Genomic DNA, 25,545 nt, shown 5'->3' with positions numbered 1-25,545 from the left:
CGCATGTCCGACACCGTCGTGGTCGGTCTCGACGTCGGGGGTACGTCGACCCGGGCGCTCGCCCTCACCCTGACCGGGGAACGCCTCGGCACCGGGCGGGCCGGCGGGGGCAACCCGACCAGCCACGGCGCCGAGCGGGCCGCCGGGGAACTGCTGACCGCCCTACGCGGGGCGCTGCTGGGAGTGGACCCGACCCGGGTGCGGGCCGGCACGATCGGGCTTGCCGGGGCGGGGCGGCTGCTCGCCGACCCGGCCGGGAAGGCCGCCTTCGACCGGGCCTGGCGGGACGCCGGGCTGCGCTGCCCCTGCACCGTACTCGGCGACGCCCTGGTGGCGTACGCCTCGGGCACCGCCAGCCCGGACGGCACGGTGCTCATCGCCGGCACCGGCGCGATCGCCGCGCAGGTCCGTGACCTGCGGCTGGATCGCGTGGCCGACGGACACGGCTGGCTGCTCGGCGACGCGGGCTCGGGCTTCTGGTTGGGCCGGGAGGCGGTCCGGCGGCTGCTGGCCGACCTGGACTCCGCGCGGGCACCAGGGCCGCTGGGCGCCCGGGTGCTCACCGAACTGGTCGGCTCCGACCGGGTGGCCGCCCGCCCCCGGGAAACCGTGGACAGTTTGGTCCAGGCCGTAACCCGCCGCCCGCCGGTGGAACTGGCCCGGCTCGCGCCGCTGGTGGTGGCCGCCGCCGTCGCGGGCGACCCGGTCGCCACCGGGCTGCTCGACGAGGCCGCCTGGCAGTTGACGGAAAGCGCCGGACGGATCCGTCCGCCCGGCGCTGTCGACCCGGTGGTCCTCGGCGGCGGCCTCCTCACCGGCGACACCCCGCTGGCCATCGCGGTTCGGGCGGAGCTGGGCCGGCGATGGCCGGACGCGCCACTGCGCACCGCCGGCGACGGGGCCGCGGCGGCGGCCTGGCTCGCCGCCCGGGACCTGCCCGAGGTCACCGACCCGGCGGCCCTTCATCCGCTGCTGGTGCCGCCGACGACATGACAGCGCCGGTCGAGCACGACTCCACGCCCGCCGGCGCTCCGGCTGCTCCCCCGTTTTTCCCGAGCAGCCGGAGCGATTCAATCCGGAATTACTGAAAGAGCTTCGTCATCAGATTCACCACCCGTTTCCATCCGTACGCGGGGGCGCCGGCCTGAACGGCACCCTCTGGACGTCCCCCAGGTGGCCGACGTATCCCATTCGACCGGGTTCTGCTCACGACCTGATGGCCGCCGGGGTCCGGGCCAGCCTCGATGAGCTGGTCTGCGCCGAACTGGACCCGGACGGCCCCCGAACCGGCTGGCAGCGACGGCAGTCCGGGTAAGCAGACCGCGCGGCGGGTCGGCCGGCACCATGTCAGCCGGGCCGGCCCGCCGCGCGGTGGGTGCGGCCGCCGCGCCAAAACCGCTCGTAGCGGCTACCGGTGAACTACTTGAGCTGGCCGGCGGTGAGCCCGGACTGCACCTGACGCTGGAAGATCAGGTACACCACGAGCACCGGGATCACCGCGATGGTGAGGCCGGCGAAGAGCTGGGCGTAGTCGCCGGCGTACCCCTGGCTGATCGACAGGGCGGCCAGGCCCTGGGCGAGCATCCACTTCGACTCGTCACCCTGGAGCAGCACCTGCGGCAGCAGGAACTGGTTCCAGTGGCTGAGGAAGTTGAAGATGGCGACGCTGATCAGTCCCGGCCGGGCCATCGGCAGCATCACCCGGAAGAACAGCCGGAAGTGGCCGCACCCGTCGACCAGCGCCGCCTCCGCGACCGAGGTGGGCAGGGTGCGGAAGAACGCGGTGAGGAAGAAGACCGTGAACGGCAACGAGTACGCCGCGTAGACCAGCACCAGCCCGGTCCAGGTGCCGAACAGCCCGGCGCTGCGGACCACGAAGAACAGCGGCACCAGGGCCAGGAAGACCGGGAACATCAGCCCACCGACGAACAGGTAGTAGGCGAACTGGCTGCCTCGGAACTCGTACCGGGCGAAGACGTACGCGGCGGTGGCCCCCATCAGCATGGTGAGGGCCACCGAGCCGGTGACCACCACGGCGCTGTTGAGGAAGTACTGGCCGATGTGCGCCCCGGTCCAGGCCCGGGACCAGTTGTCGAACCGCAGCGCGCCGGGCAGGCCCCACGGGTCGGCGATGATCTCGGCGTTGCTCTTGAACGAGCTGATGAACATCCACAGCAGCGGCAGCACGGTCAGCGCGCCCCAGAACAGCAGGAAGCCGTGCGAGAGGAAATTCACGACTCCCCGTTCGCGGCGCACCGGCCGGGGTTCCCGGGTCTCCCGGTCACCGTCGACAACCACGTCGACGGGCCTGTCCAGAGCGGTCATGACAGCTCGATCCGTTCCCGCCGGCTGACCCGTAGCGCCAGGACGGCCACCGACAGGGTCAGGAAGAACATCACCACGCCGATCGCCGACGCGTAGCCGAACTTGGTCTCGCTGCCGAACGCCGTGTCGTACATCCGCACCCCGATCACGTCCGAGGAGAAGTTGGGGCCGCCGTTGGTCATGAGCTGCACCAGGATGAACCCGTCCAGGGCTGCGACGGCCAGGTAGATCCAGGCGACCTGCACGGTGTCCCAGAGCAGCGGGATGGTGATCCGGCGCAGGGTGGCCCACCGGGACGCCCCGTCGAGCAGCACCGCCTCGTATATCTCCTTCGGGATCGCCGACATGGCGGCGCCGAAGAGCACCACGTAGAACCCGACGCTGGACCACACCATCACCGCCAGCACGGCCCAGAAGGCGGTGCCCGGGTCACCCAGCCAGGCCGGCCCGGACACCCCCACCGTCCCCAGGATGCCGTTGATCAGGCCGCTCGTGGGGTGGTAGGCCTCCTTCCACAGCGCCGCGATGATCACCACCGAGAGCACCTGCGGGAAGAAGTAGACGGTGCGGTAGAACGCGCCGCCGCGCACCCCGGTGACCCCGGCCCGGCCCCGGCGCCCGCCCATGCTGAGCATGGTGGCGAAGAACAACCCGAACGCGATGGTGAACACGGGCACCAGGGCGAGCAGGATCGCGTTGTTCTTCAGCGCGTTCCACACGTAGTCGTCGTGCCACAGTGCCTTGAAGTTGGCCAGGCCCACCGAGTTGGACTCGGCCGAGTAGCCGAGCCAGTCGGTGGTGGAGATCTGGAACGCCTGCAGGTACGGCGACACGACGAAGACGACATAGAGCAGCAGGGGCGGCACCAGGAAGGTGACGATCAGGGGGTAGCGGCCGTGCTTCACGCCGACCGCTTGTACTTCTTGATCGAGGTGTCGGCGGCGATCGAGTCGGCGCCCTTCTGGCACTGGTCGAGGAACTCCGCCGGGCCGATCCGCCCGCTGAAGAACTCGCCGCACGCGGCGTCGACTAGGTTGCGCTCCAGCTTGCGGTAGTAGTTGTTGTAGACCCAGTTGAACCCGTTGCCGCCGGACGCCTCCAGGGCCTTGACCACGGTGGTCAGCCCGTACGGCAGCTCGACGCCCTCGGTGGCCCCGGCGACCACGGTCAGGCTGGAGACCTTCTTCGTGAAGTCCTGGGCACCCTGCTTCGACAGCATCGTGCGGAAGTACTCCAGGCCGCCGGCGACGTTCTTCGCCTTGGCCGGCACCATGAACGGCTCGCCGGCGGTGCCCCGGACCGCCTCGAACGGCAGCTTGTCGCCGCTGCCCAGGCTGGGCGTCGGCGCCACGGTCATGTTGAACCCGGCCGGGGTGACCGCCTTCTGCTCGCTCTCCAGCCAGGAGCCACAGGAGATGAACGCGGCCTTGCCCTGGCACCACGCGGTCTGCGACTGGACGTGGTCCAGGCCGGGCGTGCCGTCGAGGATGAACTTGTCCTTGACGATCTGGTGCCAGGCGTCGGCCGCGGCCTTCATCCCGTCGGACTTCCAGGCGTTCGGCTCCAGGTTGTCGATCGCGGTGGCGACCGAGGGGCCGCCGAACTTGATCGCGGTGGAGATCACCGGCCAGCTCATGTAGCGGGGGTGCTTGCCGGCGTACGTCCAGGGGGCGATGCCCGCGGCCTTGATCTTCTTGCACAGGGCGATGTGCTCGTCCCAGGTCTTCGCGTACTCCCAGCCCCGGTCGGCGAAGAGCTTGGTGGAGTGCCAGATGCCGTAGACGGTGTAGGTGTAGTTCATCACCAGGAACCGGCCGTCGTACGAGCCGACCTCGACCGCGCCCGGCAGCAGGGTGTCCTTGACGGTCTTGCCGGGGATGTCGAGGCTCGGGGCGGCCAGCAGCTCGCCCAGGTCGGCCAGGGCGTTCTGGGAGACCAGGCCGTTGAAGTCGATCTGGCCGGCGCCGGAGTTGTTCACCACGTCCGGCGGGGTGCCGTCGACGAAGCGCGGCTGGAGGGTCTTGCTGATCTCCGTGGTGGCCGAGTGCTTGATCTTGGCCTTCGGGTGCTTCGCGGTGTACATCGCCTCGTGGGCCTTGGCGTAGTCCTCGCCGAAACCGCCGTTGAAGATCACCACCTCGAGCGGGGCGTCCTCGGCGACCCCGAGCGGGTTCTGCGCGGACTTGGTGCCCTTGTATGCCTTCGCGTCGGCGGAGTCGTCGCCGCCGGAGGAGGCGCAGCCGGCGAGCAAACCGGCGGCGGGGGTGGCAAGCAGGCCGGCGGCGGCGCTGCGCCGAAGGATGTCGCGCCTGTTCATGGTCTCTCCTCGGGTCGTTACGGGTGGCCGCCGATCAAGGGGGTGGCGGCTTCCGGACGAGGCGTGCGGTGGGGGTATCTGTTGGTTGTCTTCAACTAAGCAGATGCTGCTGAAGAATTTCTACGACAGGAGGGCGTCGACTTCAAGCCTGTCCGCCGAACCGTTATCACCACCGGCCACGCCGCCCTGGCATAGCCTGGGCCCATGCGCCGGCTCCGGCAGCTCGCCGACCACACGCCGGCCGGGCGCGAGCGCTACGTCGACCTGCTCCGCGCGGTCGCGATCGTCATGGTCGTCATCGGTCACTGGAGCGTCACGGTCGTCGGCCGCGACGCCACCGGCCGACCGACCGGCCACTCGGCGCTCGGCGACCTGCCGTGGGCATACCCGCTGACCTGGGTCGCCCAGGTGCTTCCGGTGTTCTTCCTGGTCGGCGGGTTCGCCAACGCCGCCTCGCTGACCGCGCGCCGGGCCCGGGGCGGCGACGCCTCCGGCTGGCTGCTCGACCGCAGCGCCCGGCTGGTGGCACCGACCACCGCCCTGCTGGTGGTCCTGGCCATCGGCGCGGCGGGAGCCAGCCTGTGGGGCATCGAGGCAGCCCAGCTCCGCCAGGTGGTCTGGTCCGCCACCATCCCGCTGTGGTTCCTCATCCCCTACCTGGCCGCGGTGGCCCTCACCCCACTGACGCACGCGCTGCACCGCCGCTTCGGGCTGGCCGTGCCGGTGGCGCTGGTGGGCCTGGTCGCCCTCGGCGACCTGGGGCGACTGACCGGCCCGACGGCGCTGGCCACCGGCAGTTACCTGGCCGGCTGGCTCGCCGTGCACCAGATCGGCTTCGCCTGGTACGACGCGTATGCGGGCACCCGCCCCGCCGAGGGCCGGCAAGCGGGCCGCGCCCGGCACCCCCTGCCGACCTCTCGGCGGGCCGCGGTGGCCCTGCTGGTCGGCGGGTTCGGGGCGCTGCTGCTGCTCACCACGCTCGGGCCGTACCCGGTGACCATGCTGCACGTGCCCGGCCAGCGGCCGGACAACACCAGCCCGCCGAGCCTGGCGCTGCTCGCCCTGGCCACCGCCCAGCTCGGGCTGATCCTGCTGCTTCGGAACCCGGCGGAGCGGTGGCTGCGCCGGCCCGGCCCGTGGCGGGCGGTGATCGCGGTCAACTCCGTGGTGCTGACCGTGTTCCTCTGGCACCTCACCGCCGCCCTGCTGCTGATCGGGCTGTTGGACGCGGTCGGCCTGCTGCCCACCCCGGCGGTCGGGACGGCGGCGTGGTTCGCCTGGCGGGTGCCGTGGCTGCTGCTGCTCGCCGTGGTGCTGGGCGGGCTGATCGCCGTCTTCGGGCCGATCGAGGCACGGTCCGGCCGGCACCCCCCGGCCGAGGGCGGGGCGACTGGCCGCCCGGCCCGGATGACGCCGGTGGCCGCCGGGTACGTCGCCGTGACGGCGGGCCTGCTGGTCAACAGCATCACCCCGGAGGCCACGCCCGAGCCGGTGGGGCTACCCGCCCCGGCGCTGGTGGCGTACCTGGCCGGGGCGGGGCTGCTGCGACTACTCAGGTCTGGGTGGGGAAGCCGAGGTTGACCCCGCCGTGGCGGGGATCCAGCCACCGGCTGGTGACCACCTTGCCCCGGGTGAAGAAGGCCACCCCGTCTGCGCCGTGGGCGTGCAGGTCGCCGAAGAGGGAAGCTTTCCAGCCGCCGAACGAGTAGTACGCCATCGGCACCGGGATCGGCACGTTGATGCCGACCATGCCGACCTCCACCTCGTGCTGGTAGCGCCGGGCCGCGCCACCGTCGTTGGTGAAGATCGCCGTGCCGTTGCCGTACGGGTTGGCGTTGACCAGGTCAACCGCCTCGTCGTACGACCTGACCCGGACGACGCCGAGCACCGGGCCGAAGATCTCGTCGGTGTAGATCGACATGTCGGGGGTGACCCGGTCGAACAGCGTCGGGCCGAGCCAGAACCCGTCGGGGTCCCCGTCCGGGGTGACGTCCCGCCCGTCGACCACGGGGACCGCCCCGGCGGCCACCCCGGCCTCGACGTAGGAGCGCACCCTCGCCGCGTGCGCGGCGGTCACCAGGGGGCCCATGTCGCAGCCGCGCCGCCCGTCACCGGTGCGCAGTCGGGCCATCCGCTCGGCGATCCGTGCCACCAGGGCGTCGGCGACCGGCTCGACCGCGACCAGCGCGGAGATCGCCATGCACCGCTCCCCCGCCGAGCCGAACCCGGCGCTGACCGCCGCGTCAGCGGCCAGGTCCAGGTCGGCGTCGGGGAGCACCACCATGTGGTTCTTCGCCCCGCCGAGGGCCTGCACCCGCTTGCCGGCGGCGGTGCCGCGCTGGTGCACGTACCGGGCGACAGGGGTGGAGCCCACGAAGGACACCGCCCGCACGTCGGGGTGGTCGAGCAGCGCGTCGACCGCCTCGGCGTCGCCCTGCACCACGTTGAGCACCCCGTCGGGCAGGCCGGCCTCGGCGAACCACTCGGCCAGCAGCAGCGCCGCCCCGGGATCTTTTTCGGACGGCTTGAGCACCACCGCGTTGCCGCAGGCCACCGCGACCGGGACGAACCACAGCGGCACCATCACCGGGAAGTTGAACGGGGAGATCACCGCCACCACCCCGAGCGGCTGGCGCAGGCTGTACGAGTCGACCTCGGTCGAGACGTTCTCGCTGAACCCGCCGCGCAGGGCCGAGGAGATGCCGCAGGCGTACTCGATGACCTCCAGGCCGCGCTGCACCTCGCCGGCGGCGTCGGCGAGCACCTTGCCGTGCTCGGCGGTGATCACCTCGGCGAGCCGGTCCCGGCGGGCGGCGACCAGCTCACGGAAGGCGAACAGCACGGCCGTCCGCCGGGCCAGGGAGGCGTCCCGCCAGGTCCGCGCGGCGTGGCCGGCAGCCCGCACCGCGACCGCCACGTCCGCGGCGCAGGCCAGCGCCACCTGCGCGGTACGCCGGCCGGTGGCCGGGTCGAAGACGTCCCCGCGCCGGGTGGACGTGCCGTCGACCCGCCTGCCGTCGACGAAGTGGCCGATCAACGGCCCGCCTGCCGGTGCGGTCACGCCGTCACCCTCGCCGTGGCGGTCGTCGCGGTCGCGGTGCCGGTCGCGGTATGGATCGCGTCGACCAGGATGGCCAGGCCCTCGCGGGCCTCGTCCTCGGTGAGGGTCAGCGGCGGGCCCATCCGCAGCACGTTGCCGTACAGCCCGCCCTTGCCGACGAGCAGGCCCCCGGCCCGGCACGCCTCGAAGACCCGCGCGGTCAGCGTCGGGTCGGGCTCGGTGGTGCCCGGCCGGACGAACTCGACGCCGAGCATGAGGCCCTTCCCGCGCACCTCGGCGACGTGGTCGAGGCTGGCCACGGCGGCGCGCAGGCCGTCGGCGAGGATCGCGCCGGTACGGGCCGCGTTGGCCTGGAGGTCATGGTCGAGCAGATAGTCCAGGACGGCGTTGCCGGCGGCCGTGGAGACCGGGTTGCCGCCGAAGGTGGAGAAGCTGATCGCCGGCACCGACTCCATGACGTCGGCGCGACCGACCACCCCGGCCAGCGCGTAGCCGTTGCCGATGCCCTTGGCGAAGGTGATCAGGTCCGGGGTGACGCCGTGCGCCTCGTACCCCCAGAAGTGCTCGCCGGTGCGCCCCCACCCGGTCTGCACCTCGTCGCAGACCAGCAGGATGCCGTGGGAGTCGAGCACCTCCTTCCAGGCGGCGAGGAGGCCGTCCGGGCCGTGCACGAAGCCACCGACCCCCTGAATCGGCTCGGCGATCAGGCAGGCGACGTCCCCGGTGGTTTGGGTGGCGAGGACCTCGCGCAGATCTTCCACCGCCGCGGCGACCCGGTCGGCGGGGTCGAGCCGGGCCAGCAGGCCGCGCAGCCGCTCGCCGGAGTGCAGCCACGCCACCTGGAGCGGGTTGAGCGCGCTGGCCGACCAGCCCCGGTTGCCGGTGACGCCCATCGTCGCGTACGACCGGCCGTGGTAGCTGTTACGCACGGCGAGGATCTGGTGCGAACGGCGGTGGTTCGTGGCGGCCAGCAGGGCGGCCTCGTTGGCCTCGGTGCCGGAGTTGGTGAAGAAGACCCGGGCGTCCGGGATGCCGGAGAGCCGGGCGATCTTCTCGGCCAGCTCGACCTGCTGGCGGATCAGGTAGAGGGTGGAGCTGTGCACGATGCCCGTGCGGAGCTGCCGCTCGACGGCCTCGCGGATCTCCGGGATGTCGTAGCCGATCATGTTGGTCAGCACGCCACCGAAGAAGTCCAGGTAACTGCGGCCCCGTGCGTCGGTGACCCGGCGACCGGAGCCGGAGACCAACTCGATCGGCTCGGCGTAGTAGAGCGGCATCCAGGACGGCAGCACAGCCCGGTGTCGGGCCAGCAGATCGTCGGTCATCGTCGCACCCTCCAAGGGCGGTTGGCGGTCCCCGCACACTCCCATCGCGGCAGGGCGGAGACAACTGCCACTGTGTAGTGCACGCCCGGTCACCGCCTGACAGGGCGTCAACCGGTCGCCACGATTTCCGGGGCCTGATGGCTACTTCGTTGGCGATTCCGGTGGCCGGTGGTGGATTCGGCGACTCGATCCGCAGCGGGTGGCCGGCGGCACGCCGACCGCACGCCGCCGTCACGACCGGGCCCCCGATCGCCGGTACGATCCGCCGGGTGCGGATCATCCCCGACGTGCCACTGCCGAACGGCGAGGCGGGCACGACCCCGACGGAGATCCTCGACGGCGTGCGGTCCTGGGTGACGTCGGCGCCGCTGCGCGAGCTGGTCGGGCACTTCGGCGGGACCTGGCCGGCCGGTGACCTCGCGACGGTGCTCACCGGGCTGGACGACTTCTCCGCCGGGCACTGGGACTTCCGGGGTGGCCGGGAACGTCCCGAGGCGCGGGAGCCGGCTCTCGCTCCCCGGACCGCGCGGCTGGTGCTCGCCGTGTCGGCCGCGCTCGGCCTGGTCCGCCCCGTCCCGCCGAACCGCCCGGCGTACGCCCACCTGGCCGTGCTCGGCGGGCTGGCGCACGCCTGCCTGCGGCGGGTCGCCTACGCCGCGCACCTGCTGCGCTCCGGCACAGAGGTGGCCGGCGAGGTGGCCGTGCTGGGCAGCTTCCGGCCGCTGTCGGAGGCCGAGCTGCGGATGCTGGCCGAGGCGGGCGTCGCGGGCTGCGACACCGAGGTCGACGCCCTCGACGCGGCGGTCCGGTTGGCGTTCGGGGTGGCCGAGCCGGCCGCGTCCGACGGGGTGGACGCCGGGCACCCCCACCACTGCTGGTCCTGGCGGACCTACTGGCCGGCAGGGCTACCTCCGGTGCGGGTGCTCGCCGCCCCGTCCAGCGAGCCGGACCGCCGCAGGGCACACACGGCCGACACCCAGCGGTTCTGGGCCGAGCACGTGCGACTCTCCCCCGGTGACCCGGTGCTGACGGTCACCGCGCCGATCTACGTGCCGTTCCAGCACTGCGACGCGCTGCGTACCCTCGCCGTGCCGTACGGATGTGGAATCGAGACCGTCGGCGTCGACCCGGCGGTGCCCGACCTGGCCCGGCTGCCCGAGCCGACGCTCACCCCCGGCCGCCACCTCCAGGAGATCCGCTCGACGGTCCGGTCGATGCGTGCCCTGCACGCCGTTCTCGCCGCCGGCTGACCGGCACGGCACGGGCCGGCGCCCGACGGGGTGTCGGACGCCGGCCGTGGGTGTGCGATCAGTTCACGTAGACGGTCGCGCCCCCCTGGGTGGTGTCCTTGACCGGGGAGTACGTCGCACTGAAGTACGCCGTCCCGAAGCAGGTGCCCGGCCCGGTGGACTTGGTGAAGGGCTGGTTGGTGAAGGCGATCGAGGTGGTGGCGTTGGCCGCCGCCCCGGTGATGCTGCTGGCCTTGTAGACGCAGGTGATGTTGCCGAGCAGGGTGCGCAGGGAGACGGTGCTCTGGATCGAGCCGGTGAGGGTGACCACGCCGGCGCTGGTGACGGAGACGGAGTACGGCAGGTTGTTGATGACCACGCTGTTCACCCCGAGCGTGCCGATCACGTTGGTGGTGCAGGTGCCGAAGGTCTGCCCGGTGAGGCTCTCGGTGGCGGTCCCCGGCTTGATCGGGTTGGTCAGCACCTTCGCGGTGAAGGCGGACGCGGCGCACTTCACGCCGCTGGTGCCGGTGGCGGACGAGTAGAAGGTGGCGAAGCTGCTGGCCTGCAGGTTGGCCTGGAGGGTGTCCCCGACCGCGACCGCGGTGCCGCCCGCACTGCCGGTGGTGAGCACGTTGCTGGCGAGGGACGGGTCGGCGGCAGCGGGGGCCGCCGCGACGAGGGAGCCGAGCAGCGCGACGGCGGCGAGGCCGACGGCGGCGCGTCCGTACTTGATCATGGTGGTTCCTTCCGGGGGTGGTGGGATGACGGTCGGACCGGCGGATCATCACGCCCGGCACGAACCGGGCGCGGCCGGACGACCGCTGACGGGCGGCCTCGGGAGACGCCCGCGGCCGGTGGCCCGTCGCCGGGAACGGCGACGACGGGGTGAACGCCGCCCGGTGTGGGGCGACGGGGTGAACGCCGCCTGGAGCGGGCGACGGGATCGACGCCGCCCGGGGTGGGCGACGGGTAGAGATCGGGTACGGGGTCGGCGGGCCGATGCGACGGAACCCGGCAAGCCGGTCCGACGGCCCTGGCCGGTCAGCGACCGAGGCCGGCTGGCGCACTGCGACGCAGCCGCGCCACCTGCGTCTTTCCGCCCTTGGGGACGCGCCTGCCGTCAGCGATAATGACGACCATCGAGCCCTCCCTCGGCACTGCCCGGTGCGGCCATCCGGCAAAGATGACCATGGGTTAGCTAGCGGGAACTGAACGTGATGAAGTTATAAACCCCCGAGAGTCGCAAAGTCAATATTCAGGAAGGTCGATGTAAATGTCGGTCGCACCGCACCCGGCGCCTGGTACGACGCCACTGCCGGGAGCCCGCCTCGGGCGTGATCCTGAGCGGGCGATCAAACGCGGTCCGCGCCGCCTGTCGGCCGAGGCGGTCGCGGCGACCCAACGCGACCGACTCTTCGACGGGCTCGTCCACGAGGTGGCGGCCAGCGGGTACGACAACGCGCGGGTCACCGACATCTGCCGGGCGGCCGGGGTGACCCGGCCCGCCTTCTACGCCCTCTTCGCCGGCAAGGAGGACGCCTTTCTGGCCACCTACCGGCACGGCACGGCCGTTCTGCTGCGCCTGATGGACGACGCGTACCACGAGGCGGGGCCGGAGTGGACCGACGCCGCCCGGGCCGCCCTTCGGACGCTGCTGGAGGTGCTGGCCAGCGTCCCCGGCTTCGCCCGGATGGCGCTCGTGGAGATCGACGCCGCGGGTCCGGCCGCCCGGGGTGAGCGCGATCTGCTGCTGGCGGAGTTCCACCGGTTCTTCCGCCCGGCCCGCCCCCGCGCGCCGCTGTCCGAAGCCGACGGCGAACTGCTGGTGACGGCGGTGGTCGGTGGTATCCACACCACCGTCCGGCAGCGGGTCGCCCAGGGGCGCGCCGCGGAACTGCCCCAACTCCTGCCGGCCCTGACGTACGCCATGACGGCCCCGTTCCTCGGCCCGGCCGCCGGCGGGCGGGCCGCCCGGGCCGCCGACGCGGACGCCACGCCCGGTGTCACCGCACCCTGCGCGGCCGACCCGGCACGCCCGCCCCGGCGGAACGCCTGACCGAACCGCCGATCTCGATCAGAAACCGCCGCGGTTTCTCACCATTGGCAATATTTCGCAGATCGACCGGATCCACCGGGCATCGAAGTTGACCCGACGTTTACTCGGCGGTAACTTCGCGGTGCACCGACCTCACCGCACAACGTGCAGGCAAATCAGATCATCCCCGCGATCGGCGGCGTCGCTCGCATTGTCGGGGATAACTCGATCTCGAAGAGGAGCCGTCATGTCGGACGACACCGTATCCATCGAGCCGGGCCCGCCCCAGAGCGGCGTGCGCTGGCGGCGGTTCGCAGTCAGCCTGGCAGCCGTCGGCGTGGGTGCCGCCGGAATGGTGCTGCTGACCGCCCAGGGGGTGCTCGGCGCGCAGTTCGCGATCTCCGGAATGCCCTTCGTCGTCACCGCCGACAAGCTCGACGGAACCGGGTTCGAGCAGTTCGCCACCCTCGATGAGATGATCGAGGACAGCCCCAACCAGGGCGATACGGGCGGCCAGGTCATCGTGATCGTTTCGGCGATCGACAAGGCCGAGCTGACCAATCTCTGCCAGAGCATCAACCTCGGCGGCATGTACATGAAGATCACCGCCGGCAACAACGGAAAGCCGGTGAGTGCCCGCACCCTGGTCGTGGACTCGGACGAAATCGCCGGCAACGCCTCGTTCAAGAAGATCAGCATCGGTCAGGACGCCAGCACCCTGGACAAGGTTCCCGGCGTCCGGGGCAACCCGGGTGTCTTCGGCCAGCAGGCGGACACGGTGGTCATCAACGACCTTCGGCAGAACAACTACGCAACCACGGCGGCGGTCTTCACCCTGCCGAACCTGCGGATGCGGTTCACCTCCGAAGGGTGCTGAGATGACCGACGCTGGCGCGGCGCGCACCGCCGAGGACGGCACGGTGTACACCGCCGGAAACGGCAGGGTGCACACCGCCGGAAACGGCACGGCGCGCAGTGGCCGGGCGAAAGGCCGGTTTCGGGCCTGGCGGCGCACCCGCCCCTTCTGGGGCGGGTTCCTGGTCGTCCTCGGCGGCGCCGAGATGCTCGTGACCCTACGCGCGCCGCTGCCGGTGATCCTGCACATCGGGCCGCAGGGGCTGGCCGGCTACCTCGTGCCGGTCATCCTGCTGCTCTGCGGCGTGCTGCTGGTGGCCCACCCGCCCCAGCGGGTCTTCTATGCGCTGATCTCCCTGGTGCTCGCCCTGGTCTCCTGGCTGACCTCGAACCTGGGCGGGTTCTTCGTCGGGATGCTGCTCGCCCTGGTGGGCGGCTGCCTGGCGTTCGCCTGGACCCCGGTCAAGTCAGCCCGTCCTGCGCGCCGGACGGAAACGGTTTCGACGACGGATTCGGCCGCCGGTGCCGACGCCGGCACGGCCCCTGGTACGGACGCCGACTCGGCCCCCGGCACGGTCGCCGCACCCGGCACGATTCCCGGTACGAACGCCGGGTCGGGGAACGACATCACCGCCGAGCAGAGCCCGTTCCGGGAGTCGGCCCCGGCCCCGCAGGCGGAATGGGTGGGCTCCTCGCGGCCGGCGCCCGGCACCACGCCGTACCCCGGTGCCACGTCATACGCCGGCACCAGGCCCGACATCGGCGAGGACAGGCGGCACCGGCGGGTGACCGACCAGACGTAGCCGGCCGCCCGTCCCGTGGCGCTGCCACGGCAACCGCGCACGGGACGGGCGGCGGCCTCGTCGACGCCTCCGAAGAGGACGGCGCCGGCTGGCTGGCGTTCCTACGCAGCCTGACCGCCCGTGGTCTGACCGATGTCCAACTGGTCATCTCCGACGCCCACCGCGGTCTCGTCAGCGTGGTCGGCGCCGCCCTGCCCGGTGCCGCCTGGCAACGCTGCCGCACCCACTACCTGCGCAACCTGCTCACCAAGGTCCCGAAATCAGCGCAGCCATGGATCGCGACCCTCGTGCGGACGATCTTCGACCAGCCCGACACCGAGGCCGTCCACGCCCAGTTCCAGCGGGTCGTGACCACCATCGAGGCGAAGTTCCCGGCCGCCGCCGAGCACCTCGCCGACGCCCGCGACGACCTGCTGGCCTTCACCGGGTTCCCGCGTGAGATCTGGCGGCAGATCTGGTCGAACAATCCTCAGGAACGGTTGAACAAGGAAATCCGCCACCGCACCGACGTCGTCGGGATCTTCCCCAACCGGCCCGCGATCATCCGCCTCGTCGGCGCAGTCCTAGCCGAACAGACCGATGAGTGGATCGAAGGACGCCGCTACATGGGCCTGGAAATCCTCGCCAAAGCCCGACTCGTCATCGTCCCACCACACCAACACGCCACCGACCAGGCCGAACCCACCCCGATCGCCGCCCAACATCAAACCGGATCCCGCGATGGCCGTCTCCTACACCACCAGCGCGGACGTGACCCCCTCAACACCAAAACCAAACGGATCGCACGTCAAATGCACGGACGAGCGGGCTTCACCCTGCTCCGCCACCGCATCCTCCTCGGATAGCAGCACCCTCCGTCACCACCGAATATGAGACAGAGCCGAATGTGAGACAGGGCCCTTAGATCCACAGACCCCCTACGCTCCTGTAGCGATGCCTGTGGATCCTGCGCCGCCGCTACAACCCGACCAACGGCCGCCTCGTCCTGACCGACCAGGTCGGCGAAGACGTCGGGCATCAGGTCCGATGCTCCAGCGTCACCAGCTCCGCGTCGGATAACTCGGGCTGCACCGAGGTGTCGGGGCCCTGGGCCGGACGGGGGTGCACGATGCCGCCCGGCGTGCCGAGCATCTCCTCGATCCGGCTGACCACCAGCCCGGTGATCTCTTCAGCGGGACGGGACGCGTCAAGCACCAGGTAGCGCTTCGGGTCGGTGGCTGCGAGGTCGAGAAAAGCGAACCGGACCCGGTCGTGGAAGGCGACCGACTCAGCCTCCAGCCGGTCGGCGCTCCGGCTGCGGGTGGCCACCCGGGACAGGCCGGTCTGCGGCTCGATGTCCAGCAGCACCACGATGTCGGGCTTGAGCCCTCCGGTTGCCCAGGAAGAAAGCCAGGAGACCTCGTCTACCGGGAGCGTCCGCCCAGCGCCCTGGTAGGCCAGAGACGAGTCGACGTACCGGTCACTGATCACCACCCCACCCCGGGACAGCGCGGGCCGAACCACGGCGGCCACGTGGTGCGCCCGGTCGGCGGCGTAGAGCAGCGCCTCGGCGCGCGCCGACGGCGCCTCGGCGCCTGAGGTGTCCAGCACCAGCGACCGGATCCGCTGGCCGATCGCGGTCGCCCCCGGCTCGCGGGTGACCACCACGTCACGGCCCCGGCCGCCCAGCCGCTCGGCGAGCGCGGCGAGCTGGGTGGACTTGCCGGCGCCCTCGCCGCCCTCAAAGACCACAAAGAGCCCGGCAGACACGAACGGCTCGGCCGGCATCAGCGGGCGGCCACGGATGGAGCCCCAGAGGTCGGCGAGGACCGGCACGCCCTTCTTGTCGTCCATCTGGCCGAACGCGCTGATCCCGGCGAAGATGCCGGCCGCGCCCGCGGCGAGCAGCAGCAGCCGGGTGGAGGACACGGAGATGCCGAGGTCGGCGATGGCCAACCGGCGCGAGCCACCGACGCCGACCAGCAGGCTGCTCAGCCCGATGGCCAGGATCAGCACCAGCCGGGTGCCGATCTGCACCACCGCGAAGACCCGGCCGCGCACCTCGTCGGCGACCTCGCCGCCCAGCAGCGTGGTGCCGGCGAGGAAGGCCATGCCGGCGCCCGCGCCGACCAGCACCGCGCCGACGATCGCCATGGACAGGTGGACGGCGAAGGCGAGGGTCATCACGGATGCGCTGGCCAGCACGATACTCATGCCGAACCAGCGTCGCCGGGACATTTCCTTGACGATCATCGGGCCGAGGCCGAGGCCGAGGGCCAGGCCGATGAAGATGGCGCCGAAGAGCAGGTAGAAGGCGGCGTCGCCGGCGCCGAGCGAGGCGGCGAAGAACTTCGCCGTGCCGATCACGATGCCGCCGCCGGCGAACGCGCCGAAGATACCGAGCACCAGGCCGCGGACGAGCGGGGTCTGGCCGATGTACTTCCAGCCCTCGGAGAACTGACGGAACATGCTCTGCTCGGCACGCTCCGTCTCGCCGCGCTGGGCCTCGCTGATCTCCTTGATCCCGAACGCCACCACGAGGGCGGTGGCTAGCCGGGAGAAGGAGTTGACCCAGAGCGCGAGCTGGGCGGGCTCCGCCCAGCCGAGGTCGCCGCCGGCGACGGCCCGGACGCTGCGGTCGAGCGCCGCGGCCACCAGCGCCGCAAGGATTGGGGTGAGGCCGTAGGTGGTGATCAGCGTGAGCTGGTTGGCCGCTTCCAGCCGGGCGCGCGGGATCAGGTTGGGAACCGCGGCCTCCTTAGCCGGGATCCAGATCAGGGTGATCGACTCGATCAAGAAGGTGCCGACGGTCGCCCAGAGGACCACCATCCCGCCGCTGACGCCGGAGAGCGCCACCAGCGGGATCGAGGCGAAGAGCACGAACCGGAGCAGGTCGCAGATGACCATCGTCCAGCGGCGGTCGAACCGGTCGGCGAGCACGCCGGCGATCGGCCCGAGCACCAGCGCGGGCAGCAGCCGGATGGCGATGACGCCACCGAAGGCCGCGCCCTGGGCGGTGCTGCCCTGGACCTGGGAGGCGGCGAAGACCGAGGTGGCCAGCAGGCCGAACCAGTCGCCGAAAGAGGCCGCGCCGAGCACGATCCAGAGCCTGCGGAACGGTTGGATGCGCAACACGGACCGGATGGCGGCATAACCGGACGGATCTACCTGACCACCGCTGGACGGGTTGGCGGCGGTGCCCGACTGGTTGCTTGAGCGCGACACGCCGTGCGACTCGCCACTGTTCTGGCTTTCGATGGCCGTACCTCCACATGCCGGCCCATCGCTGGGCCCCCCCGGTGGAACACTCTAGCCCCGGTGGGGAGCCACCCCACCCGCGACATTCACCTGCTCACTGAGCCTAGTACTCCAACGTCACTTGATCTTTCGGCTGGCTTGGTGGCCAGGTTCGTCCGATGTGGTCTGGTGTGACGGGTGTGGGCTGGGTAGATCGATGGGATGAGGTATCCCGATGGAGGCGGGTTGTCCGCGCGGGGGCGGGCGAGCGTGAGGCGGTACGACATCAGGCGGCCGGGGTGGTTCGCCCAGGGTGTGTCGGTGTCGGAGGTCGCCCGCCGGCTGCGGGTGTCGCAGACGGCGGTGTACGGGTGACGCAAACGGTGGCGGGCTGGTGGTGAGCAGGCATTGGCGTCGAAGGGGCCGGGTGGGTCTCGGTGCCGTCTGGATGAGGGCCGGTTGCGGCGGCTGGCTGATGCCCTTCAGGAGGGCCGGCGACGCACGGTTTCGGCACCGATCAGCGGTGGACCCTGGCCCGGGTGTCGGACCTGATCGCCCGGATGTTCCACACCCGGTACACGCTGCGTGGCACGGCGAACGTCATGTACCGGTTGGGTTGGTCGGTGCAGGTCCCCGCGCGTCGTGCGGTCGAGCGGGACGAGGCCGCGATCGTCACCTGGCGGCGGGAGACGTGGCCGGCGGGAAAACGGTAGCGGCGCAGCGGCAGGCGTGGCTGGTCTTCGAAGACGAGGCCGGTCAGACGCTTCGCCCATCGAAGGCACGCACCTGGGGACGGCGCGGGCACACCCCCGTGGTTCCGGTGTCGGGCAAGGGCTCCGGCCGCGTCTCGATCGCCGGGTTGACCTGTTACCGGCCCGGCCAGCGTCGACCAGCTCCTCGCGATCATCAAGAACCGACTCAAGAGCATCCAGTACCACAACGACCTACTCGACAGCTTTCTCGCTCACACCGGCCTGACACTCGAACCCGACACGACCTGACCATTCAAGATCTGTAGCGCGCAGGGTCCACGGCGGTGTCCCGGACCGCCTCGGCGAATACCTCGGAGCGGTGCTCGAAGTTGCGGAACCGGCCGTAGCTCGGCGCGGCCGGCGAGAGCAGCACCACCCCGCCGGCGGGGGTCAGTTCCCGGGCCCGGCGCACCGCGGCGACCAGGTCCTCCACCACCTCGGTACGCACCTGCGGCAACCCGGCGAGTGCGGCCACGATCCGCTCCCCGCTGTCGGGAACGCCGAGCACGGTGATCTCCCGCTCGGCCAGGTGCTCCCGCAGCGGCGTGTAGTCCAGCCCCCGATCAGCGCCCCCGACGATCACCGTCAAGGGCCGCCCCTCGTACGCGTCGATCGCGTGCATCGCCGCGTACGGGCTGGTCGCCAGGGTGTCGTCGACGAAGGTCAGCCCGGACGGGTCGACGATCTCGGTGAGCCGGTGGGCCAGTCCCTGGAACCCGGCGACCGCCACGGCGAGGGTGTCCTTGCGAGCCGACACGTCGACGCCGAGGGCGTCGAGCACGGCGAGGGCGACGCAGAGGTTGCCCTCGTTGTGCCGCCCCACCAGGGGCAGCACCGCGCGGGGGAAGAGCGGCCGGCCGCCGAGGTGGAACCAGGGCGCGCCGTCCGGCCCGGGGGCAACGTGGGTGGTGTCCGGGGAGCCAGCGCGCACGGCCGGCCGGTCGCCCAGCTCTGCCGCGAGCCGCGGGTCGGCTCCGTTGACCACCACCGTCTCCGGCTCGTGTGCCAGCAGATTGAGCTTGTCCCGGTAGTATTCCCGCTCGCCGCCGTGCGCGTCCAGGTGCTCGGGGAAGAGCGCGGTGACCACCGCGATCCGGGGCGAGTCGGTCAGGTCGGTGCACTGGTAACTGGACAGCTCCAGCACGTACAGGTCTGCCTCCGGCAGGTCGAGCAGGGGCACGCCGATGTTGCCGCCGAAGACGTTCGGCCGGTCGACTGCGGTGAGCAGGTGGCTGATCAGGCTCGACGTGGTGGACTTGCCCTTGCTGCCGGTAACCCCGACGGTGCGCCGGGCGTGGTCGGCCATCCACAGCGCGCTGCCCTGGGTGACCGTGACGCCCCGGCGGCGCAGCTCGACCGCCCACGGGTGGGTGTTCGGCACACCGGGCGAGCGGACCACCACGTCGGCGGCGGCCAGCCGGGCGAAGCCCTCCTCGCCGGTGACCAGCGGGGCCGCCTCGGCCAGCGGACCCTCCCACGGCAGTGCGAGGAAGTTGGCGCTGTCGTCGACGACGACCAGGCCGGCCGGGCCGTGCGCGGCGATCGCGGTCACCGCCGCCCGGCCCTCCCGGCCGGCCCCCCAGACGGCGACGGTACGTCCGCGCAGGTCAGACAGGCGCACAGAAGTTCTCCTCGGGCTCAGGGGTCGGTGGGGCGGCCCGGTCCGGCGCAGCCGGACACGGCCGGACGAACCAGGGCCTAGTATGGCGTGTGCCCAACGAGCAGCTCCGGCGGATGGACGCCTTCACCTTTCCGTCCTACTCGATCGACCTCGCCACCGGCGAGGCGTTGTTCGACTACGCCCTGACCGGCCCCGACGGCGAGCAGCGGTTCACCGAGGTGATCACCCTGCCGCTGCCGGCCGAGCCGCCGTCGGACGCCACGGTGGCGACCCTGGGCCGGGTCCTGGAGCTGCTGCACGTGGTCGCCGGGGTCAGCTACTACAAGGCCGCCGCCCCGCCCCGGCTGGTGCTGCCGGCACCGCTCGGCCCGGCCGCCGCTGAGCTGGTCACCGCCGTCTACACCAAGGGCCTCGCCGAGTACGCGTACCGCAATCAGCTCCCCCACGTGCTGGAGCTGACCCCGCAGGTCCCCCCGGGCACGGTGTCGCCCGCCCGCGAGTACGACAACTCCGACCGGCGCCCCCTGTCGGCCGTCGGCGGCGGCAAGGACTCCATCGTCAGCCTGGAGGCACTGCGCCGGGCCGGCCTCGACCCGGTGCCGTTCTCGGTGAACCCGAACCACGTCATCGTCTCGATCAACGAGGCGTCCGGGCTGGCCCCCCTCGCCGCCCGGCGGCGGATCGACCCGGCCCTGTTCGACCTCAACGCCGCCGGCGCGCGCAACGGGCATATTCCGGTCACCGCGATCAACTCGCTGATCGCGGTCGCCACGGCGGTACTCAACGGGCTCGGCCCGGTGGTGATGTCCAACGAGCGCTCCGCGTCCGACCCGAACCTGGTCTGGAACGGGCACGAAATCAACCACCAGTGGTCCAAGGGGGTTGAGGCGGAGGGGCTGCTGCGGGCGGCGCTGGCCGAGCACGCGGGGCTGACCGAGCCGTACTTCTCGCTGCTGCGCTCGCTGTCCGAGCTGCACATCGCCCGGCTCTTCGCCGAGTTCACCCGCTACGACGACGTGGTGACCAGCTGCAACGCCGCGTTCAAGCTGCACGACGCAAGCGCGCGCTGGTGCCGGAACTGCCCCAAGTGCCGCTTCGTCTTCCTCGCCATGGCGCCGTTCATGCCCCGCGAGCGGGTCACCCACATCTTCGGCGGCGACCTACTGGCCGACGAATCCCAGATCCCCGGGTACCGGGAACTGCTCGGCGTGGACGGGCACAAGCCGTTCGAGTGCGTCGGCGAGGTCGAGGAATCGGTGGTGGCACTCAGCCTGCTGGCCGAGCAGGACCAGTGGCGCGACGCCCCGGTGATCCGCGCCCTCGTCAACGCAGTCCCGGAAACAGCCTGGTCAGCGGCCGCAACCTCGGACGTCTTCACCCCGGGCGGCCCCAACCACATCCCCACCCCCTACGCCAAAGCCCTAACCGCCCTAACCTGACCCCACCCGCCCCGGCCCCGCCCCGGCCCCGGTCCGCCCCGGCCCCGCCCCGGCCCCGGTCCGGTCCGGTCCGGTCCGGTCCGGTCCGGTGATCATGGAGTTATTGCCCGTCGGTTCGGCGTGTCGTGACAATAACTTCATGATCACCGGGGTGGGACCCGGGTGAGAGCCGGACCGGGGTGGGACGGGGCCGGACCGGGGTGGGGCCCGGGTGAGAGCCGGACCGGGGTGGGTCAGGGGGTACGGACCGCGTCTAGGGCGAGCAGGGCGACGTGTAGGGAGAGGCATGCCTCCACGGAGTCGAGGTCGGCGTCGAGGATGCGGGCGATGCGGGCCAGCCGCTCGTAGAAGGCGGGTCGGGACAGGTGCGCCGCCACGGCCGCCGCCGATTTGTTCCGGCCCTGCTCCAGGTACGCCCGCAGGGTGCCGAGTAGTTGCTCCCGGGGGTGCCGGGCGTCGTACGCCAGCAGGGCGCCCAGCTCACGCTCGACGAACGTCTGCAACCGTGGCTCGTCCCGCAGCAGGTGCAGCAGACCGGCCAGCCCGACGTGCGGCAACCGGAAGATCGGCAGATCCCGGCGGTCCCGGCGGGCCGCTTCGGCGACCTGCCGCGCCTCGGCCAGCGAGCGGCGGGCCTCCCGCAGGCTGCCCACCCCGGAGCCTGCGGCGACGATCACCGCGCCGGTCCCGGTGAGCCGGGACATCGGGGGCGCAACGGCGGGGACGGGGATAGCCGCAGAACCAGAAGGACCGGCAGCGGCGGTGGCGGACCCGGCAGGGCGGGCTGCGGTGGTCGCGACGAGGCGGGACGGGGCGGGACCGGACGGGCGGGGCGGGGCGGCATCCAACCGGTTGCGGCGTAGCGCGGCGGCGAACCCGGCCAGCGCCCGGTCCTCGGCCGCCGGGTCGGGCAGGGCGAGCAGTACGCCGACGGCGTGGTCGTCGACGGCGCTACTCAGCCCGGTCAGCTTCGCATCGTGTAGGGCCTGCCCGACTGCCTCGGAGAGGTCGCGCAGCCGGGCGGGGCCGGCCTCCGGGTCGATCGGACCCGACTCCCCCGGTACGCCCCCCGCAGCGGGGTCGTCGGCCCGGTAGCGCACCACCACGCCGACCAGGTGCCGGCGGTCCAGCACCACGCCGAGCGCCCGAGCCCGCAGGGCCACCTCGTCCACCGGGCGGGAGTGGTCCAGCAGGGCGGTGAGCAGAGTCCGGTGGATCTGCCGCTCCAGCCCCTCCGCGTCGCGCCGGATCAGCCGGCCCAGCGCGAGCGTGGACGCGGCCCGTTCGACGAGGATGGTCAGCCGGGTCGGTGGGACGCCCGGCGACGATTCGGGGTGCTCCGACGTAGGGTCCGTCACCGCGTCGGGGAGCCAACCGGGGGTGGTCAGCTCGCCGCTCGCCGGCCAGCGCAGCAGCAGCCGACCCCAGTCCTGCCCCCGGGCCCCGACGGTGGTCACCAACCAACCGCTGTCCGGGTCGTACGCGGTGCGCCCGGCCACGCTGATCCGCCGCGAGTGCTGTTCCCAACCGTCCAGTAGCAGTTCGGCGCTCTCCCCTGCCGGGTCGTACGCGAGCACCTGCCGGGACAGGTTCTCCAGCACCACCGGACAGCCGGACAGCTCGGCGGCCTGCCGGACCACCTCCGCCGGGCCGGCGCCCTCGACCGACAGCTCGGTGAACCGTTGGTGGATTTCCTCGGTCGCCCGCAGCTCGGTGAGCTGGGCGTCGACGATCAGCGCGTGCACGGCCTCGGTGACTCGCACGAACGGGGTGGCCCGGCGCAGTTCGACCAGGGGCAGCCCGCGCCGCTCGGCGGCGGCGACCATCACCCGGGGCACGCCGCTGAGGTACCGGCGGCCCAACTCGACCACCAGCCCGGAGACCTCCACGTCGGCCAGCGCGCCGATGAATGCGCGCAGGCCGTCATCGTCGGCGGGCAGCCCGATGCCGGTGGTGAGCACCAACTCGCCCCCGCGCAGCAGGGTGGCGATGTCCGGCACCTCGGTCACGTGCACCCAGCGCACCGGCTGGTCCAGGCCGGCCTTCCCGGCGACCAGGCGGGGCGCGCCGTGGCGAACCGGGTCGAGCGCGAGGACCTCACGGACGGTAGGAAACACGGGCGACACGCTACCGTCCGTGATATCAAATCCGCACCGCCCGTCGCCCAACCGCTGATCCCGCACAGGCCGCCGCTCAGTCTCGGGCGCGCGCCCAGGTAAGGAAGCGCTCCCACAGGTCGAGGGCGCGTTCGGTGTTGAGCTGGACGAGCTGGGCACGGGCCTCGACCATCAGCCCGCTCAGGTCGCGAATCGCGGTGGTGATCAGGGTCGAGACAACCGGCGGCAGGTCCCGCGTCGCCGCGGTTGCCGGGAATCCCGAGTGGATCTCTTGTGGCCTGTGGACGGATTCTCGACAGAAATTGATTCGTGAAGGCCAAGGTCCGTCGCTGTTCGGTATTGTCGGCGAGCACCAACGTCGAGACGTCACCCCGAGGAGCTGAATTGCTCTACATCAACAAGTTGCTGATCCCCGACCTGAGCGTCGAGGGCGCGACGGCTCCGTACGCTCAAGATATCGAGAGCGCATTCACCAAGTTCACGGAATCAACCGGAGACACCCTCGACAATCCCGCCAAACAAGCGGTTCGCGACCAGTTGATCGCGTGGTCCGGGCCGGGGAAGAAGGAAACTTTCCCATCCTGGTCGGCGACGATACGCGCCGCTCACGCCATTATCAGGACCGGTGGTCTCCTCGGGGCCAGCCACATGGACGAGGTGAAAGCCCACAGCGAAGATGGCTTCAACATGGCCATGGGCAGCGTCAACTGGGCCAACTGCGGCAAGACCTCCGACAACATCCTGTTCGAGCTGAAGAAACTCCACCCTGAGCTCGCGGAAGGGATCACGAGCGGGAAGCGGCTGACGGTCCCGGCCGGCAAGGGCGAAGAGGCGACGCAGGCTCTCAGCGCAGTGCCGCCACAAGGGCAGATCCTGCTCCTCGACTGCACCTTTCCCATGGTTCACACGTTCGTCCTTGAAATCCACTCGAACAGGAATCGCTACCTGTGTCAGGGCTACCAGGGTGCTTACTTCGCCAACTGGTGGACGGGCAAGGACAACGACGGTCTGATCATCGGCCGTGAACAGGACAAGACGATCACCGAGACGGACCGAATCCGGCTGAACGATACCCGGAATGAATGGGGCCTCGGCAAGGCCATTCCCGGCGACAGGTTCGGAGCCATGCTGCTCATCCTCGCCAAGGCGCTCAACATCGCTGGTGAGCAGGACATCGCCGAGGACTTCGACGACAGTGACAAGGTGGCCGAGCTCACGGAGCGCGAGACCGCCGCGTGGCGTGCGTTCGCGAAGTTCTGGTTGGAACTGCCGTTCTTCCCGGTCAAGAGGGAGGCCGACAGCGTCGGAAAGCGGACCACGCGACCCGAGATCCAGATCACCCGCATCCAGTTGCCAGACCTCACCAGGGGCGCGGGCACCTCGATCTGCGTTCCGGTGGTACCCAACTCCATCAAGGGCTGACACCTCCTCCTCGGCTGTGCGCGTTTGCTGTCCTGTCCCTGAAGCGACAGCAACGCGCGCAGAGCGGCGAGGGTACGGCCGAGTTGGGCTGGTGGTGCGACGGACTACGCGGTAGGGAGGCGGAGTTCCAGGACGAGCTCAGGAACCTGGGGCCGGGTCGTCGCGGCTCAGCTCCCAGCAGGCCACGGCGGTGGCGGCGGCCACGTTGAGCGAGTCCACCCCGCGCCGCATCGGAATCACCACCCGTACGTCGCTGGCCTGCATCGCCGCCCGGCTCAGCCCGGCGCCCTCCGCGCCGAGCAGCAGCGCCGAGCGGGCCCGGGCGGCGGCGTCGAGCCGCTGGATCGGCACCGCGTCCGGCGCGGGCGTCATCGCCAGCACGGCGAAGCCGGCCGCCCGCACGTCGGCGAGCGCGTCCGGCCAGGGCGCCAGCCGGGCGTACGGCACGGCGAAGACCTCCCCCATGCTGACCCGGACGCTGCGCCGGTAGAGCGGGTCGGCGCAGGACGGGGAGAGCAGCACCGCGTCCACCCCGAGCGCGGCCACGGCCCGGAAGATCGCGCCGAGGTTGGTGTGGTTGTTGACGTCCTCCAGGATCACCGCCCGGCGGGCGGCGGCAAGCACTTCGGCGGCCTCGGGCAGCGGCTTGCGGTGGAACGAGGCGAGCACCCCCCGGTGCACGTGGAAGCCGGTGGCCCGCTGCAGCACGTCGGGGGTGGCCGCGTACACGGGGGCGTCGCCGGTGTCGAGGTCGGCGAGTTGGTCGACCCGCTTGGCGTCGACCAGGAACGACCGGGCCGGGTAGCCGGCCCGCAGCGCCCGCCGCAGCACCAGCTCCCCCTCGGCGATGAACAGGCCGTGCGGCGGCTCCCACCGGGTGCGCAGCTCCACGTCGGTGAGGGCGCGGTAGTCGGCGATCCGGTCGTCGTCGGGGTCGGTGATCTGGTGGACGGGCACCCGGCGATTCTGCCGGACCGCGCCGCCGGCCCCGCGCGCCGGTCGCCGGTGCGGCGTTATCCGACGGT

Annotated in this window: 19 protein-coding genes and 1 pseudogene; 10 read left to right on the top strand and 10 right to left on the bottom strand. The window is 71.6% G+C overall.

Going from position 1 to position 25,545, the window contains the following annotated elements; translation table 11 throughout:
- Window positions 1-3 precede the first annotated feature (3 nt).
- Window positions 4-993, top strand: a complete 990-nt coding sequence (locus SNR22_RS05925; RefSeq protein ID WP_320065441.1) for an N-acetylglucosamine kinase — start codon at window positions 4-6, stop codon at window positions 991-993.
- A 426-nt stretch (window positions 994-1,419) separates the two neighbouring features.
- On the opposite strand, the gene SNR22_RS05920 is transcribed toward SNR22_RS05925, so the two are convergent.
- Genes SNR22_RS05920 through ngcE form a run of 3 tightly spaced genes read right to left on the bottom strand, consistent with a single transcriptional unit; the run spans window position 1,420 to window position 4,642 of the window.
- Window positions 1,420-2,325: a carbohydrate ABC transporter permease gene (locus SNR22_RS05920; RefSeq protein ID WP_413775597.1), complete on the bottom strand. Its 906-nt coding sequence runs from the start codon at window positions 2,323-2,325 to the stop codon at window positions 1,420-1,422.
- Window positions 2,322-3,230: a sugar ABC transporter permease gene (locus SNR22_RS05915; protein ID WP_320065440.1), complete on the bottom strand. Its 909-nt coding sequence runs from the start codon at window positions 3,228-3,230 to the stop codon at window positions 2,322-2,324. The genes SNR22_RS05920 and SNR22_RS05915 overlap by 4 nt, the downstream gene beginning before the upstream one ends.
- Window positions 3,227-4,642, bottom strand: a complete 1,416-nt coding sequence (gene ngcE, locus SNR22_RS05910) for an N-acetylglucosamine/diacetylchitobiose ABC transporter substrate-binding protein (protein ID WP_320065439.1) — start codon at window positions 4,640-4,642, stop codon at window positions 3,227-3,229. Before ngcE ends, SNR22_RS05915 begins: the two co-directional genes overlap by 4 nt.
- Window positions 4,643-4,846: 204 nt before the next feature.
- Between ngcE and SNR22_RS05905 the strand changes: the two genes are divergently transcribed.
- Entirely contained in the window at window positions 4,847-6,223 is a 1,377-nt protein-coding gene (locus SNR22_RS05905; protein ID WP_320065438.1) for an acyltransferase, read from the top strand.
- On the opposite strand, the gene SNR22_RS05900 is transcribed toward SNR22_RS05905, so the two are convergent.
- Both SNR22_RS05900 and SNR22_RS05895 read right to left on the bottom strand, forming a co-directional pair.
- Window positions 6,195-7,679 (bottom strand): CoA-acylating methylmalonate-semialdehyde dehydrogenase, encoded by a 1,485-nt coding sequence (locus SNR22_RS05900; protein WP_320065641.1) that lies wholly within the window; start codon window positions 7,677-7,679, stop codon window positions 6,195-6,197. The genes SNR22_RS05905 and SNR22_RS05900 overlap by 29 nt on opposite strands.
- Window positions 7,680-7,699: 20 nt before the next feature.
- Complete coding sequence (locus tag SNR22_RS05895) at window positions 7,700-9,028, bottom strand: aspartate aminotransferase family protein (protein ID WP_320065437.1); 1,329 nt, start codon at window positions 9,026-9,028, stop codon at window positions 7,700-7,702.
- A 269-nt stretch (window positions 9,029-9,297) separates the two neighbouring features.
- On the opposite strand from SNR22_RS05895, the gene SNR22_RS05890 reads away from it, so the two are divergent.
- Window positions 9,298-10,278: a hypothetical protein gene (locus tag SNR22_RS05890; protein ID WP_320065436.1), complete on the top strand. Its 981-nt coding sequence runs from the start codon at window positions 9,298-9,300 to the stop codon at window positions 10,276-10,278.
- Between the two features lie 58 nt (window positions 10,279-10,336).
- Here the strand turns inward: SNR22_RS05890 and SNR22_RS05885 are convergent, their stop codons facing one another.
- Window positions 10,337-10,996: a Tat pathway signal sequence domain protein gene (locus SNR22_RS05885; protein ID WP_320065435.1), complete on the bottom strand. Its 660-nt coding sequence runs from the start codon at window positions 10,994-10,996 to the stop codon at window positions 10,337-10,339.
- 537 nt (window positions 10,997-11,533) lie between these two features.
- Between SNR22_RS05885 and SNR22_RS05880 the strand changes: the two genes are divergently transcribed.
- The 4 genes and pseudogenes from SNR22_RS05880 to SNR22_RS05865 form a co-directional block, all read left to right on the top strand.
- Complete coding sequence (locus SNR22_RS05880; protein ID WP_320065434.1) at window positions 11,534-12,316, top strand: TetR/AcrR family transcriptional regulator; 783 nt, start codon at window positions 11,534-11,536, stop codon at window positions 12,314-12,316.
- Window positions 12,317-12,542: 226 nt separating this feature from the next.
- Window positions 12,543-13,172, top strand: a complete 630-nt coding sequence (locus SNR22_RS05875) for a DUF6230 family protein (RefSeq protein ID WP_320065433.1) — start codon at window positions 12,543-12,545, stop codon at window positions 13,170-13,172.
- Between the two features lies 1 nt (window position 13,173).
- Window positions 13,174-13,953, top strand: coding sequence for a DUF6114 domain-containing protein (locus SNR22_RS05870; RefSeq protein ID WP_320065432.1), 780 nt, complete (start codon window positions 13,174-13,176; stop codon window positions 13,951-13,953).
- Between the two features lie 53 nt (window positions 13,954-14,006).
- Window positions 14,007-14,600: pseudogene (locus SNR22_RS05865) on the top strand (IS256 family transposase); the annotation flags it as partial.
- Window positions 14,601-14,970: 370 nt separating this feature from the next.
- Here SNR22_RS05865 and tmk read toward each other — a convergent pair.
- Complete coding sequence (tmk, locus tag SNR22_RS05860; RefSeq protein WP_320065431.1) at window positions 14,971-17,067, bottom strand: dTMP kinase; 2,097 nt, start codon at window positions 17,065-17,067, stop codon at window positions 14,971-14,973.
- Window positions 17,068-17,708: 641 nt separating this feature from the next.
- Here tmk and SNR22_RS05855 point away from each other — a divergent pair.
- Window positions 17,709-17,882 carry a winged helix-turn-helix domain-containing protein gene (locus SNR22_RS05855; RefSeq protein ID WP_320065430.1) on the top strand — a complete coding sequence of 58 codons (174 nt, stop codon included), beginning with the start codon at window positions 17,709-17,711 and terminating at the stop codon, window positions 17,880-17,882.
- A 292-nt stretch (window positions 17,883-18,174) separates the two neighbouring features.
- On the opposite strand, the gene murD is transcribed toward SNR22_RS05855, so the two are convergent.
- Window positions 18,175-19,542, bottom strand: coding sequence for a UDP-N-acetylmuramoyl-L-alanine--D-glutamate ligase (gene murD, locus SNR22_RS05850; protein WP_320065429.1), 1,368 nt, complete (start codon window positions 19,540-19,542; stop codon window positions 18,175-18,177).
- Window positions 19,543-19,631: 89 nt separating this feature from the next.
- On the opposite strand from murD, the gene SNR22_RS05845 reads away from it, so the two are divergent.
- The gene (locus tag SNR22_RS05845; protein WP_320065428.1) at window positions 19,632-20,981 is read left to right on the top strand and encodes a hypothetical protein; all 1,350 of its coding nucleotides are present in this window, start codon (window positions 19,632-19,634) and stop codon (window positions 20,979-20,981) included.
- 233 nt (window positions 20,982-21,214) lie between these two features.
- Here the strand turns inward: SNR22_RS05845 and SNR22_RS05840 are convergent, their stop codons facing one another.
- Window positions 21,215-23,107 (bottom strand): PucR family transcriptional regulator, encoded by a 1,893-nt coding sequence (locus SNR22_RS05840; RefSeq protein ID WP_320065427.1) that lies wholly within the window; start codon window positions 23,105-23,107, stop codon window positions 21,215-21,217.
- A gap of 300 nt (window positions 23,108-23,407) precedes the next feature.
- Between SNR22_RS05840 and SNR22_RS05835 the strand changes: the two genes are divergently transcribed.
- Window positions 23,408-24,520, top strand: coding sequence for a hypothetical protein (locus SNR22_RS05835; RefSeq protein WP_320065426.1), 1,113 nt, complete (start codon window positions 23,408-23,410; stop codon window positions 24,518-24,520).
- Window positions 24,521-24,658: 138 nt separating this feature from the next.
- Here the strand turns inward: SNR22_RS05835 and SNR22_RS05830 are convergent, their stop codons facing one another.
- Entirely contained in the window at window positions 24,659-25,537 is an 879-nt protein-coding gene (locus SNR22_RS05830; protein WP_320065640.1) for an RNA methyltransferase, read from the bottom strand.
- Window positions 25,538-25,545 lie beyond the last annotated feature (8 nt).

It is taken from the genome of Micromonospora sp. RTGN7 (assembly GCF_033804645.1).
Taxonomy (GTDB): domain Bacteria; phylum Actinomycetota; class Actinomycetes; order Mycobacteriales; family Micromonosporaceae; genus Micromonospora.
Note: the sequence above shows the minus strand (reverse complement) of the source record. Positions and strands in the feature narration are given on the sequence as shown.